The 13,102-nt window shown below is 72.9% G+C and carries 11 protein-coding genes and 1 pseudogene; 11 read left to right on the top strand and 1 reads right to left on the bottom strand.

Features of this window, described 5'->3' with window-relative positions; genetic code table 11:
- The first annotated feature begins 69 nt into the window (after nucleotides 1-69).
- The 11 genes and pseudogenes from ABEA26_RS05220 to ABEA26_RS05170 all read left to right on the top strand — a co-directional run bounded on the left by ABEA26_RS05220 (nucleotide 70) and on the right by ABEA26_RS05170 (nucleotide 12,440).
- Complete coding sequence (locus tag ABEA26_RS05220; protein WP_345589644.1) at nucleotides 70-2,544, top strand: tetratricopeptide repeat protein; 2,475 nt, start codon at nucleotides 70-72, stop codon at nucleotides 2,542-2,544.
- Between the two features lie 47 nt (nucleotides 2,545-2,591).
- Entirely contained in the window at nucleotides 2,592-4,076 is a 1,485-nt protein-coding gene (locus ABEA26_RS05215; RefSeq protein ID WP_345589642.1) for a VWA domain-containing protein, read from the top strand.
- The gene (locus ABEA26_RS05210; RefSeq protein WP_345589640.1) at nucleotides 4,073-5,011 is read left to right on the top strand and encodes a hypothetical protein; all 939 of its coding nucleotides are present in this window, start codon (nucleotides 4,073-4,075) and stop codon (nucleotides 5,009-5,011) included. Before ABEA26_RS05215 ends, ABEA26_RS05210 begins: the two co-directional genes overlap by 4 nt.
- A complete protein-coding gene (locus ABEA26_RS05205; RefSeq protein WP_345589638.1) occupies nucleotides 5,008-6,213 on the top strand; it encodes an ABC transporter substrate-binding protein in 1,206 nt (401 codons plus the stop codon). Before ABEA26_RS05210 ends, ABEA26_RS05205 begins: the two co-directional genes overlap by 4 nt.
- A gap of 117 nt (nucleotides 6,214-6,330) precedes the next feature.
- Nucleotides 6,331-7,017 (top strand): ribulose-phosphate 3-epimerase, encoded by a 687-nt coding sequence (rpe, locus tag ABEA26_RS05200; RefSeq protein ID WP_055415908.1) that lies wholly within the window; start codon nucleotides 6,331-6,333, stop codon nucleotides 7,015-7,017.
- Nucleotides 7,018-7,095: 78 nt separating this feature from the next.
- Entirely contained in the window at nucleotides 7,096-8,139 is a 1,044-nt protein-coding gene (locus ABEA26_RS05195) for a sugar-binding transcriptional regulator (protein ID WP_345589635.1), read from the top strand.
- A gap of 109 nt (nucleotides 8,140-8,248) precedes the next feature.
- Nucleotides 8,249-8,569 carry a barstar family protein gene (locus ABEA26_RS05190; RefSeq protein ID WP_345589634.1) on the top strand — a complete coding sequence of 107 codons (321 nt, stop codon included), beginning with the start codon at nucleotides 8,249-8,251 and terminating at the stop codon, nucleotides 8,567-8,569.
- Between the two features lie 141 nt (nucleotides 8,570-8,710).
- Nucleotides 8,711-10,153 (top strand): GuaB1 family IMP dehydrogenase-related protein, encoded by a 1,443-nt coding sequence (locus ABEA26_RS05185; protein ID WP_345589632.1) that lies wholly within the window; start codon nucleotides 8,711-8,713, stop codon nucleotides 10,151-10,153.
- Nucleotides 10,154-10,228: 75 nt separating this feature from the next.
- A pseudogene (locus tag ABEA26_RS05180) lies at nucleotides 10,229-10,445 on the top strand (RNA-guided endonuclease TnpB family protein); the annotation flags it as partial.
- A gap of 171 nt (nucleotides 10,446-10,616) precedes the next feature.
- On the top strand, nucleotides 10,617-11,069 hold the full coding sequence (locus tag ABEA26_RS05175; protein ID WP_003977367.1) for an Lrp/AsnC family transcriptional regulator: 453 nt from the start codon (nucleotides 10,617-10,619) through the stop codon (nucleotides 11,067-11,069).
- Nucleotides 11,070-11,207: 138 nt separating this feature from the next.
- Complete coding sequence (locus tag ABEA26_RS05170; protein ID WP_345589630.1) at nucleotides 11,208-12,440, top strand: MFS transporter; 1,233 nt, start codon at nucleotides 11,208-11,210, stop codon at nucleotides 12,438-12,440.
- Here the strand turns inward: ABEA26_RS05170 and ABEA26_RS05165 are convergent.
- A complete protein-coding gene (locus ABEA26_RS05165) occupies nucleotides 12,388-12,933 on the bottom strand; it encodes a Repetin (RefSeq protein WP_345589628.1) in 546 nt (181 codons plus the stop codon). The two genes, ABEA26_RS05170 and ABEA26_RS05165, sit on opposite strands and share 53 nt — an antisense overlap.
- Between the last annotated feature and the right edge of the window lie 169 nt (nucleotides 12,934-13,102).

Here is a 13,102-nt window from a genome sequence, read left to right as displayed (position 1 = left end):
AACCGAGGACACCGAGGACGCCTGAAAGAGGGACACCTGACGATCCGACGGTCCGACGGGGGACCCGGCATGAGTGAGACGGTCTGCGTCAGACCCGACTGCGAGGGCGGCCACATCATGGTCACCGGCTTCTGCGACACCTGCTTCCGCCGCCCCCTAGTCCGCGAGCCCTCCCCGGCACGGTCCGCCACCGCGCCCGCCACCGAGCCGGTGGGCTCCACCGAACCGGCACCACCGGAACCATCCGCACCGCCCGCCCAGCGCGCCGCCGCAGCGACCGGTGGTGAGCTGGACCGCGACGGGCTGCTGCTCCTGCCCCACCTGCCCTCGCCCGATCCGTCCGAGACCGCCGACACCACCGCCCGTCCCCCCACCGGCGGCCGGCGCTGCGGGGTCGACAACTGCGCCGGCACCATCGGTGTCTCGTACGACGACGGCCCCGCGCCCGACCACGGGTACTGCCCGGCGTGCGGCACGGAGTACTCCTTCCGGCCGAGACTGCGTCCCGGCGACCGGGTCGGCGGCCACTACGAGGTGCTCGGCTACCTCGCGGTCGGCGGCCACGGCTGGGTCTACCTTGCCGAGGACACCCGGGTGCCCGGTCTGCACGTGGTCCTCAAGGGAGTGATCAACTCCGGCGATGCCATGGCCCGGCGGGCCGCCGTCGAGGAGCGCCGCTCGCTCACCACGCTGCACCACCGGGACATCGTCCGCATCGTCACCCACGTCCAGCACCAGGCGCCCGGCGATGCCGAACCGACCGGCTACATCGTGATGGAGTACGTCGGCGGCCGTTCCCTCGCCTGGATACGGTTCGCCCCCGAGGAGGAGCTGGTCCGGCTGTTCGGAGCCGGCGGATTCCAGTTCGGGCACGTCATCACGTACGGCTGCAAGATCCTCGGCGCCCTGGAGTACCTGCACGACCAGGGCCTGCTCTACTGCGACATGAAGCCCGAGAACGTGATCCACTACGGCCGTGAGATCAAGGTCATAGACCTGGGGGCCATCCGCCGGACCGACGACCGTTCCTCCGGGCTCGTCCACACTCACGGCTACTCCCCACCGAAGAGGGAACGCGACGAACGCGGCTTCCACGTCGACAGCGACCTGTACACCGTCGGCCGGACCCTGAAGGTGCTGGCCGAGCGTGCCTCCCCGCCCGCCGGGCTGGCCGCCCGCTCCTTCGACGCGCTGGTCCGCCGTGCCACCCACACCGAGCCCGCCGCCCGGTTCCGCTCCGCGGCGGAGATGTCCCGCCAGCTGTGGGAGGTGCTGCGCGAGCACCAGGCGCTCGGCGGGAACGAACCGTACCCGGAGCGCTCCACCCGGTTCGAGCCGACCGCCTCGGTCTTCGGCGCCGCCCTCGGCACGGTCCCGGCGCTTGGGCGGTGGACGCGCGGCGACGGCACCGGGGCGCCGGAGCTGCCGGCCGGCACCCCGGACCCCCGGGCGACGGCCCGCGCGCTGCCGGTCCCGCTCCCCGACGCCTCGGACCAGGCGGCCGTACTGCTCGGCGGACTCGCCGCCGACACCCCCGACCGCATCGCCGAACGAGCGGAGGGCGACCCCGCGCTGCGCACCGTGGAGACCGCGCTGTGGCTGTGCCGCGCCTACCTGGAAGCCGGGGACGCCGCGCGGGCCGAAGCATGGGTGGCCCGGGCCAAGGGGAGGAGCGGCGACTACGACTGGCGGATCTTTTGGCACCAGGGCCTGGTCCGGCTCGTGCACGGCGCGGTGAAGGAGGCACAGGACGAGTTCGCCGCCACCTACGCCGCGCTGCCCGGGGAGGTGGCGCCGAAACTGGCTCTCGGATACTGCGCCGAATACCTGGCCGAGCGGCTGCGTGAACCCGGCGTACGGGAGGCCCCCGCACCCGAGCCGGTGCTGCGCGACCCCGCCGCACGGAAGGCAGGTCCGGCGGACGCCGGGGCGGCGCCGGACCGGATCCGGAGCGCCGGGCAGCAGCAGGCCGGGCGGGCGCGCGCCCGCGAGCTGCAGGCCGAGGAGTACTACGAGGCCGTCCGGCGGCGCGATCCGACCCAGGGCAGCGCCGCCTTCGGACTGGCCCGCATCAGGCTGCGCCGTGGCGGCCGGAGCCAGGCCGTGGCCGTACTGGACGAGGTGCCGACCACCTCCCGGCACTACGACGCCGCGCGCATCGCCGCGGTGCGGGTGCTGGCCGGCCGGCTGCCCGGCGGGCCGGGACCGCGCGCCGCCGAGCTGAGCGAGGCCGCCGAACGGCTGACCGGGCTCCATCTGGACGGCAGCGGAGCCTGGGACCGGCTGGTGACCGAGCTGCGGGAGCACGCGCTCGCCTGTCGCCCGCCCGACGGCTGGGGGAGCGGCTTCCCCGCCGGGGAACTGTTCGGGCCGCAGGACACCGAGGAGGCACTGCGCGCGCTGCTGTCCCGGTCGCTGAAGCGGCTCGCCGACCAGGCGGGCAGCGTCGGCGAGCGCGGCGACCTGCTGGACCGGGCGTACGCGGTGCTCCCGGAACCGGCCGGTCCTCGGGAACTGCTGCGGGGATGGCGACGTAAGGCGTGAGCACGCGGCGATGCGAGTGACGACCAGGCCGAGGGGGCACGGACAGCGTGGAGACAGGAACGCCCCGGGCGGGCGAGGGGACAGGAACGCCCCGGGCGGGCGAGGAGACCGGGCAGATCACCGCCAAGCTGGAGATCGACCAGGAGAAGTACCTGTCCAGCGAGGCGGACGACCCGCAGATGCACGCAATTCTCAGCGTGCGAGTGGACGGCACCGGGGGCGTCGGCCGCCCGGACGGCCCGGTGCTGGCGCAGGTCCTCGCGGTGGACTGCTCCAGCTCGATGACCTGGCCGGTGGAGAAGCTGCACGCCGCCCAGCAGGCGGCGGTCGCGGCGATCCGCAAACTGCCGGACGGCACTCCGTTCGCGGTGGTCCGGGGCAGCGAGCGGGCGGCCATGGCGTACCCGGACACCCCGCGCATGGCGCAGGCCTCCGCCCGTACCCGGGCGCGGGCGGAGCGGGCCGTGCACGGGCTGGTCGCGGGCGGCGGCACCTGCATCGGCGCCTGGCTGGATCTGAGCCACCGGCTGCTGACGGAACAGGACGCGCCCATCGGGCACGTGCTGCTGCTCACCGACGGCAAGAACCAGCACGACGAGGAGATGCCGCTCGCACAGGTGCTGGAGGACTGCGCGGGCCGGTTCGTCTGCGACGCCTGGGGCATCGGCGACGGCTGGGACGGCCGGGAACTGCTGCGCATCACCCGCCGCCTGCACGGCAGCGCCTCCTCGGTGCGTGAGGAGGCGGCCCTGCCGGCGGAGTACGAGCAGGTGATGAGCCGTCTCCTCACCAAGGCCGTTCCCGAGCTGGCGATCTCCGTGACGCCCATGCCCGGGAGCACGGTGCGCTATCTCAAGCAGGTCTTCCCCACCGAGGCGGAGCTGACCGCGCAGGAGGGCACCGGTCGGTTCGTCACCCGGGCCTGGGGCGACGAGACCCGCCGCTACCAGCTGTGTCTGTCCGCCGACCCGGCGGGCCGCCCGCACGGCGAGGACCTCCAGCTCGCCGTGGTCGCCGTCGACGTGCCCGACGGCGAGGTTCGGCTGCCACCGCCGCGGCCCTGCCTGGTGCACTGGACCGACAACCCGGCCCTGTCCCGGCACACCGACGCCCAGGTCGACCACTTCGAGCGGCATCGGCGGCTCGGAGAGGCCATCGCCGCCGCCGCCGACGCCCACCGGACCGGACAACGCGACCTGGCCGAGCACCAGCTGGGGCGGGCCGCGCGACTCGCCCACGCGATGAACGACGACGCGCAGCTCCGTCGCCTGTCCCGGCTGGTGCGCGTCGACGACGCGCAGGCGGGCCGGGTCGCCCTGCGCCCCGACGCGGAGGCCGTCGACTTCGAGCATCTGATCACCGCGAGCAGCCGCAGCACCTTCGGCCCCGAGTCCGGCAGTGGCGTCGGCGGTGCGGCGGGTGCCGAGCCGGGCGGCGGGGGCACCGTGTCGTGCCCGGCCTGCTCGGCCAAGGCGCCGGTGGCCGCCCGGTTCTGTCCGGCCTGCCGCCACACCATCGAGGAGCGGCGGTGAGCACCACCGGCCGGGACCTGACCCGAAGACTCAGGCTGCTGCTGGTCCTCGGGACCGCCACCACCCTCGTGCTGTTCTTCGCCTACCGGGGCGTGCACGACGACACCGTGCCGCTGTCGACGGCGAGCACGCCCGGCATCCTCGCCGTCGACACCGCGCAGAACGCGATGCGCGAGGCGCACCAGGTGGTCCGCGGAAGCGGACCCGAGGGCGACATCAGCGGCGAGTTCCACACCCGGATCTCGGTCGCCCAGCAGAGCCTCGCCCTGGCCGCGTCCGAGAACGTCACCGGCCTGGCGGGGCGCCACGACCTGCAGACCGTCACCGGGCTGATCGCCGTCTACTCGGCCTGGGTGGAGCGCCGGGGCCGCGAGCCGGTCGACTCACCGCTGCGCGCCGCCTACCTCCACTACGCCGAGAAGGTCCTCGGTCTGAAGGCCGAACCGGGGACCGACGGCGACATAGAGAGCCGACTGGACGACCTGCGCGCGGAACAGCTGGCGGAGGCCCGGCGGCAGGCTGCCTTCCCCTGGCAGCTGTGGCTCGGCTGGGGCGCGGTCGCGGTGCTGTACGCGGTGCTGTGCGGGGCGCTGCTGGAGACCCAGCGGTTTCTCCGGCGCCGCTTCCGGCGGCCCGTGCAGCTGCGGCTGCTGGCCGCCACCGCGGTGTGCGCGCTCGGCGTGCCGGTGCTGGCCTGGTACACGCTCTCGGCGCACCGTGCGATGACCGGCTCCCTCGCCGACGTACGGGTGCCGCACGACGACCCGGACACCATCCCCGACGTGGCCGACGAGGTGCACGGCGCGCTCGCGGACGCCGGATTCTGGGCCTCGCTGTCCGACTGGGTGCTGCTGGGAGGAGCCGTGGTGGTGGCGTTGACGGTGTGGGGATTGTGGCCGCGGATAGCCGAGTACCGGCTCCGGGGGCCGCGATGAGCCGCCCCGGAGCCCGCACACTCGGCGTCCTCGGCGTCTGTCTGGTCCTGCTCGGCGCCGGTGTGCTCGCCGGAGTGCGCTGGGCGCGCGACTGGCAGGGTTCGGTCACCCTGCTCGCCAACTGGACCGGCGCGGAGCGCGATCAGTTCGAGGAGCACGTCATCGAGCCGTTCGAGGAGAAGTACCGGATCGACGTCGTCTACCAGGGCAGCTCCGCGCTCAGCCAGGTGCTGGCCGCCGACATAGCGGCCGGCAACCCGCCCGACGTGGCGGTGCTGCCCGGGCCCGGCGAACTGCTCGCCTACGCGGCCGACGGCCGGCTCCACCCCCTGGACGGCCTGTTCGACACCGGGCACTACGACCGGTTCTGGGCCCCCGAGGTCACCGTGCCGGGGCAGGAGGCCCACACGTACTGGCTGCCCGTGAAGACCGGTCTGAAGAGCATGGTGTGGTATGCCGGACAGCCACCCACGGCGGAATCGGCGAACCGTCCCGACCGGTGGTGCCTCGGCATGGAGTCCGGCGCCACCTCCGGCTGGCCCGGCACGGACTGGGTGGAGGACATCCTGCTCCAGCAGGCCGGACCGCGGGTGTACGAGGAGTGGGCCAACGGCCGGCTGCCGTGGACCGACGACGCCGTGCGCAAGGCCTGGACGACCTGGGCGGACCTGGTCGGCGCGGGCGCGGGCGCACGTGTCGAGCAGGTGCTGACCACCGGGTACGGGGCGGACTGCGCGCCCAGCCGCCTGGAGCACCAGGGGTCCTTCCGCGCCGGGCACTGGCAGCGGGCGGGCGGCGACTACGTCCACTTCTCCGAGGTCGTCCCGGAGCCCGGTCCGGACGCCGGCGCCTGGGAGGTCTCCGGCGACCTCGCGGCCCTGCTGAACCCGACCCCGCAGGCGGAGCAGCTGATCCGTTATCTGGCCGACCCCGGCACCGAGCTGCCGGAGTACACGGCGAACAAGGCGGCGGCAGCGGACGGTGAGCGGAACGCGACCGAGCGGGGGATCGGGGCCGTCCTGCGCGAGCCCGGCCGGGCCCGCTGCTGGGACGCCTCCGACGCCATGCCCCGTACCACCCGGGACGCCTTCCACCAGGCGGTACTGCGCCACTTCGCCGCTCCGGACGAACTCGACGAACGGCTGGCGGAGCTGGAACGCCTCCGGGAGCCACAGGACCTGCCGGTGTGCGGAGGGGGCTGAACACGCCCCGAAGGGCCACGTGGTGCGAGCGCCCCGTACCACCCGCGGCCGACGGACAACCGTATCCACCCGTGGACCGATGCCCCCCACCCCCCAAGGGCATGGCAGTCTTGGGGCATGGCCGCGCAGATCAACCCCAGCATCCTGTCCGCCGACTTCGCCCGCCTCGCGGACGAGGCCAAGGCGGTCGGGGGAGCCGACTGGCTCCACGTCGACGTCATGGACAACCACTTCGTACCGAACCTCACGCTCGGCGTGCCGGTCGTGGAGTCCCTGGCCAGGGCGACGGACACCCCGCTGGACTGCCACCTGATGATCGAGGCACCCGACCGCTGGGCGCCGCAGTACGTGGAGGCGGGCGCGGGTTCCGTCACCTTCCACGTCGAGGCGGCCGCCGCTCCGGTGCGCCTCGCGCGGGAGATCCGGGCCAAGGGGGCCCGCGCGTCCATGGCGCTGCGGCCCGCGACGCCCATCGAGCCGTACGAGGATCTGCTCCCCGAACTCGACATGCTGCTGATCATGACGGTTGAACCGGGCTTCGGTGGGCAGGCGTTCCTCGACATCATGCTCCCGAAGATCCGGCGGACCCGTGAGTTGATCAAGAAGCACGGTCTGGAGCTGTGGCTCCAGGTCGACGGCGGGGTGTCGGCATCGACGATCGAGCAGTGCGCCGACGCCGGCGCGGACGTCTTCGTCGCGGGTTCCGCCGTGTACGGGGCGTCCGACCCGGCCGAAGCGGTACGTGCATTGCGCACGCAGGCCGAGGCGGCGACCGCCAAGGCATCCTGGGCGTGCGACCACTGAGATACGAGAACGTGAACGGCTCCCATCAGGGCTGATCAAGTGCGCCGAATCTGCGAGGATGAACGGCGAATCCAGAGTGTGAACAGCAGTGAGGAGATCGCCGTGTCGGGTATGTCGGCGGGCCGTTCAGCCATGCGGATGGGACCCGCTGAGCTGGTCCAGGCGGCGGCCATGGCCCGCCGCTTCTACCTCGAGGGAAAGTCCAAGATCCAGATCGCGGAGGAGTTCGGCGTCAGCCGCTTCAAGGTGGCCCGGGTCCTTGAGACCGCTCTCGAGCGGGACCTTGTCCGAATCGAGATCCGGGTGCCGGCCGAGCTGGACGCCGAGCGCTCCGACGCCCTGCGGGCGCGCTACGGCCTCAGGCACGCCGTCGTGGTGGAGTCCCCGGCGGACGCCGAGGAGACACCCGATCCGGAGAACCTGGGAGAGGTGGCCGCAGACCTGCTCGGCGAGCTGGTCAACGAGGGCGACGTGCTGGGGCTGGCCTGGGGCCGGTCCACCATCCACATGGCGGCGGCGCTCGACAAGCTGCCGCCGTGCACGGTGGTGCAGCTGACGGGCGTGTACGACGCCGGGACCGCCGAGCGCGGCTCGGTGGAGGCCGTCCGCCGCGCCGCCCAGGTGTCGGGCGGCGACGCCCACCCCATCTACGCGCCGATGCTGCTGCCTGACGCGGCCACCGCGCAGGCGCTGCGCCACCAGACCGGGATCGCCCGGGCCTTCGAGTACTTCGACAAGGTCACGGTCGCCTGCGTCTCCATCGGTTCCTGGGAGCCGGGCATCTCCACGGTGCACGACATGCTCAGCGACGAGGAGCGGGCACACTACGCCTCGCTCGGCGTCGCCGCCGAGATGTCCGCGCACCTCTTCGACGCCGAGGGGCGCCGGGTCGGGCGGGATCTGGGGGAGCGCTGCATCACGGTCAAGGCCGACCAGCTCCGCCGTATCCCCGAGGTCGTGGCGATCGCGGGAGGGGCGCGCAAGGCGGGGGCCATCGACGCGGTGCTGCGCTCCGGGCTGGTCACCAGCCTGGTGACGGACACGTCGGCCGCGGACTCCCTGATGACGGTGGGCCCGGCGCCCAAGTCGACGCTCAACCGGACCGACCCGGACGGCATCTGACGACCGGTCGGGGCGGCCCGAGCAAGGGAAAGGCCCGAGCGAGGGAAAGGCCCGAGCGAGGGAAAGGCCCGAGCAGGGGAAGAAGTACGAGCAAGGGAAGAGGCGCGAGATGAGCGAGGACCCCGCGGGACGGCTCGTGGTCACGCTGGACCTCGACGGGGTCACGGACAAGGCGGCCCTGATGGACCGCTGCGCCTGTGACCTGGCGCTGCCCGACCGGTTCGGCCGCGACTGGGACGCGCTCGCCGACTCCCTCGCCGACCCCTCCGTCTGGCCCGAGGACGCGGTGGAGCGGGGTCTGGTGCTCGTCGTACGGGGCTGGCGGGGGTACGCCGAGACGCGGCCGGACGAGTGGGCGGTCGCCGAGGAGATCTTCGCCGAGGCGACGGACCGCGGGCCGGGGCTCTTCGTGACCCTGGGCCCTGGATGATCCTCCAAGGAGGTCGCTGACCAGCCTGGATGATCTGCCCAGGGGGTGTGGGGTGTCCGTCGTGGGAGAATGAAGTACGTGCTCTTTCCCCCTGGCTGACCTGTCCGGGGGCCACCTCTGATCGACTGGGATGTGCAGCACGTGCGTTTCCTGAATGACATCCAGCCCTCGTACGACCTGACGTACGACGACGTGTTCATGGTGCCGAGCCGCTCCGCCGTCGGCTCCCGGCAGGGCGTGGACCTCGGTGCCCCGGACGGCACGGGCACCACCATTCCGCTCGTCGTCGCCAACATGACCGCCATCGCGGGGCGCCGCATGGCCGAGACGGTGGCCCGGCGCGGCGGCCTGGTGGTCATCCCGCAGGACATTCCGATCGAGGTCGTCACCGACGTCGTCTCCTGGGTGAAGAGCCGCCACCACGTCCTGGACACCCCGATCGTGCTGGCGCCGCACCAGACCGTCGCCGACGCGCTGTCCCTGCTCCCCAAGCGCGCGCACAACGCCGGTGTCGTCGTCGACGAGGGCAACAGGCCCGTCGGCGTGGTCACCGACACCGACCTGGCCGGCGTGGACCGCTTCACCCAGCTCGAGGAGGTCATGTCCAAGGACCTGATCCTCATCGACGCGGACATGGACCCGCGCGAGGCCTTCAACACCCTCGACGCCGCCAACCGCCGCTACGCGCCCGCCGTCGACCAGGACGGCCGCCTGGCCGGCATCCTCACCCGCAAGGGCGCCCTGCGCGCCACCCTCTACACTCCGGCCACCGACGCGCGGGGCCGGCTCCGCATCGCCGCCGCCGTCGGCATCAACGGCGACGTGGCCGGCAAGGCCGAGCAACTCCTGGACGCGGGCGTGGACACCCTCGTCATCGACACCGCGCACGGTCACCAGGAATCGATGATCAGCGCCGTCAAGCTGGTGCGCGACCTCGACCCGCAGGTCCCGATCGTCGCGGGCAACATCGTCTCCGCCCAGGGCGTGCGCGACCTGGTCGAGGCGGGCGCCGACATCATCAAGGTCGGCGTCGGCCCCGGCGCGATGTGCACCACCCGCATGATGACCGGCGTCGGCCGGCCGCAGTTCTCCGCGGTCCTGGAGTGCGCCGCCGAGGCGAGGAAGTACGGCAAGCACGTGTGGGCCGACGGCGGCATCCGCCACCCGCGCGACGTGGCGATGGCCCTCGCGGCCGGCGCGTCCAACGTGATGGTCGGCTCCTGGTTCGCCGGGACCTACGAGTCCCCTGGTGACCTTCAGCACGACGCGAACGGCCGCCCCTACAAGGAGTCGTTCGGCATGGCCTCCGCCCGCGCGGTGCGCAACCGCACCTCCGAGGAGTCCGCCTACGACCGGGCCCGCAAGGGGCTTTTCGAGGAAGGCATCTCCACCTCCCGGATGTTCCTCGACCCGACCCGCCCCGGCGTCGAGGACCTGATCGACTCGATCATCGCCGGAGTCCGCTCCTCCTGCACCTACGCCGGTGCCGCCTCCCTGGAGGAGTTCGCCGAGAAGGCCGTCGTCGGCATCCAGAGCGCCGCCGGCTACGCCGAGGGCAAGCCGCTGCACGCCAGCTGGAACTGACCGCGCCCGAACCCGTTCCGTCAGGCCTGACGGAACGGGTTCGGACGCATGACGCGACACCGCAGAGCACCGAGCCGCAGCACACCCTGTGGTACCACCACGTCCGGCAGTCGGGAGTCCCAGGCCGTGTTCGTGTGCAAGAATCCGGATTGCGGCTGGTCGGGCAACGTCGGCCACAACGCGGCCCGGAACGTCCCGCACCCTGTACCGGACGGGCCTCGCGCTCATCCCGGCTGCCGGGAGGGCTGCCGTCAGGCGCGGGCAACGCGTCAAGCCCTCTACCGCAAGGTGAGCAGGAATCTCCCGGCCTTCAGCCGGGAGAGCACTTCGATTCCTGTACGGCCATCGGTCATCGCCTTCCCTTCCCCGGCTCACCACGCCGAGCACCCCCAGAAGCCCAGAAGCCCAGAAGCCCAGAAGCCCAGAAGCCCAGAAGCTCCAGAAGTGAAGTGAACCACCCGCAGTGCTGAACGATCTCGACGAACGCATCGTGCACGCCCTCGCCGAGGACGCCCGCCGCTCCTACGCGGACATCGGGCAGTCGGTCGGCCTGTCCGCGCCCGCCGTGAAACGGCGCGTGGACCGGCTGCGCGCCACCGGAGCCATCACCGGATTCACGGTACGGGTCGACCCGGCCGCGCTCGGCTGGGAGACCGAGGGGTTCGTCGAGATCTTCTGCCGCCGCAACACCTCGCCGGAGACCATCCAGCGGGGCCTGGAGCGCTACCAGGAGGTCGTGGCCGCGTCCACCGTCACCGGGGACGCGGACGCGGTCGCCCAGGTCTTCGCCTCCGACATGCGGCACTTCGAACGGGTCCTGGAGCGCATCGCCGGGGAGCCGTTCGTGGAGCGGACCAAGTCCGTGCTGGTGCTGTCACCGCTGCTGCGCCGTTTCTCGTCGGGGTCGCCCACGTAATCCCGTGGCAGGACGGCACCCGACGTCTAGCATCGGTGTCATGACCTGGCGACATTGATCCACCAGCCGTGCCTCCTCCCGAGGGCCGCCTCGGACGCCGTACCTCCGGTGTCCGATCCGCCCCCTCGGGAAGGCCTCATGACTCCCACACCCACGTGTGTGCCCGCCGCCGGCTACCGGCGGTTGACGACCACACTGTACGGCTACTCGTTCCTCGACGAGTTCATCCTGCTCTACCCGGTGTACGCGCTGCTCTTCAGCGACACCGGCCTGTCCGTCTGGCAGCTGTCCTCCCTGTTCGCCGTGTGGTCGGTGACCGGCGTGCTGCTGGAGATCCCCTCCGGTGCCTGGGCCGACGCCGTCTCCCGGCGGCGCCTGCTGTGGCTCGGCCCGCTGCTCACCGCCGCCGGCTTCGCCCTGTGGGTGCTGGTGCCGTCCTACGGCGCCTTCGCGCTGGGCTTCGTGCTGTGGGGTGCCGGGGGAGCGCTCGGATCCGGCGCGCTGGAGGCCCTGGTCCACGACGAGCTCGACCGGATGGGCGCGGCACACCGGTACGCCCGTGTCATGGGCCGGGCCCGCTCGGCCGGACTGGTGGCCGTGATGGCCGCGATGGGCCTCGCCGGACCCGTGTTCGCCCGGGGCGGCTATGCCGCGGTGGGCGCGGCGAGCGTCCTCGTGTGCCTGCTGACGGCGGTCGTCGCGACCCGGTTCCCCGAGCACCGTACGCCGGTGACCGGCGGCGACGGCTGGTCCACGACCCTGCGGGCCGGGCTTGCCGAGGCACGCGCCGACCGGTCCGTACGCGGCGCGCTGCTCCTCGTCCCGGCCGTGACGGCCGTGTGGGGCGCCCTCGACGAGTACACGCCGCTTCTGGTGCTCGGCACCGGGGTGGCGCAGTCGACCGTGCCCTGGCTGCTCCTGCTGGTCTGGGGCGGCGCGACGGCCGGCGGCCTGCTGGCCGGGGCCGGTGAACGCCTGGGCAGGGCCGGTCTCGCCGGGCTGCTCGCGGGCGCCGCCCTCGCACTGGCCGTGGGCTCCGCCGTCGGCACGCCGGCCGGGCTGCTGCTGGTCGCCGTCGCCTTCGGCGGCTTCCAGCTGGCGAGCGTGCTTGCCGACGCCCGGCTCCAGCGGCGTATCGACGCGACGGGCCGGGCGACCCTGACGTCGGTGGCCGGACTCGGCACGGAGCTGGCCACGGTCGTGGTGCTGGGAGGCTACGCCGTGATCGGGACGTCGGCCGGGCACGCCACCGCGTTCGCGTGGTCCGCGGTGCCGTACCTGCTGACGGCGGTGGTGCTGGTCGCCGCCCGGACGGGCCCTACAGCTTCGGCTGCCAGGGCACGACCTCGAAGTCACCGGTCCCCTTCTTGACCTTCTCGAAGGGGGCCGATGCCACGCACCGGGGCAGATCCCCGCCCTCCACGGGGCTGCCCGTCGCGGCCCAGCTGTAGCCGAGCCGGTCGTGGCGGCCCCGGTCGTGGACCGTGATGCCCACTCGCCTGCCCTCGGCGCCGGGCAGGTCGGAGTCGGTGATGACGCCGGAGACGACGGCCACGTCACCCCCGGTCAGCAGACAGTCGACGTCGGCCTTCGCCCGGGCGCCCTCGCCGTCCAGGTAGTGGCTGAACTCGAACGTCCCCGTGGCCTTGAGCGGGTCGTCGTTGTCCTCGGCCGCCAGGTGGGCGTCGAAGGTGAAGGTGATGTCGTCCCCGGCCGACCGGTACAGCTCGGCGCTGCCGGTGAGCGCGGCGGCCTCCCTCGGGGGCCGTTCCTCGTGCGGCCCGGAGGCGACGGCGGCGCCGGTGGTGACGGCGGTGAGCAGCAGGGCGACGCAGAGCGCGGCGGTCGTCGTACGGCGTTTCATGGCGGTCCTTTCCGCGGACGGAAACCAGTGAACGGAACCGAGTGGAACCGAACGGTCACCACTGTTCCGGCCCCGCACTCCCGCCACATCGCACCCCGGGCGGGAGTGCCCTCCGCCGTGCGGCGGGGGACGGCGGGCGCGGTCTGCGCCCCGAGAAGGAGCCGGAGGT

The organism is Streptomyces marokkonensis (genome assembly GCF_039539045.1).
Lineage (GTDB): Bacteria > Actinomycetota > Actinomycetes > Streptomycetales > Streptomycetaceae > Streptomyces > Streptomyces marokkonensis.
The sequence above is the reverse complement of the archived record's forward strand: the minus strand, read 5'-3'. Positions and strand labels throughout refer to the sequence as shown.

What these genes read in the sequence shown, in the direction of transcription:
- ABEA26_RS05220 (WP_345589644.1), top strand. Translation starts at nt 70, where the DNA reads ATGAGTGAGACGGTCTGCGTCAGACCCGACTGCGAGGGCGGCCACATC.
- ABEA26_RS05190 (WP_345589634.1), top strand. Translation starts at nt 8,249, where the DNA reads ATGAGCGAGGACCCCGCGGGACGGCTCGTGGTCACGCTGGACCTCGAC.
- ABEA26_RS05170 (WP_345589630.1), top strand. Translation starts at nt 11,208, where the DNA reads ATGACTCCCACACCCACGTGTGTGCCCGCCGCCGGCTACCGGCGGTTG.
- ABEA26_RS05205 (WP_345589638.1), top strand. Translation starts at nt 5,008, where the DNA reads ATGAGCCGCCCCGGAGCCCGCACACTCGGCGTCCTCGGCGTCTGTCTG.
- rpe (WP_055415908.1), top strand. Translation starts at nt 6,331, where the DNA reads ATGGCCGCGCAGATCAACCCCAGCATCCTGTCCGCCGACTTCGCCCGC.
- ABEA26_RS05165 (WP_345589628.1), bottom strand. Translation starts at nt 12,933, where the DNA reads ATGAAACGCCGTACGACGACCGCCGCGCTCTGCGTCGCCCTGCTGCTC.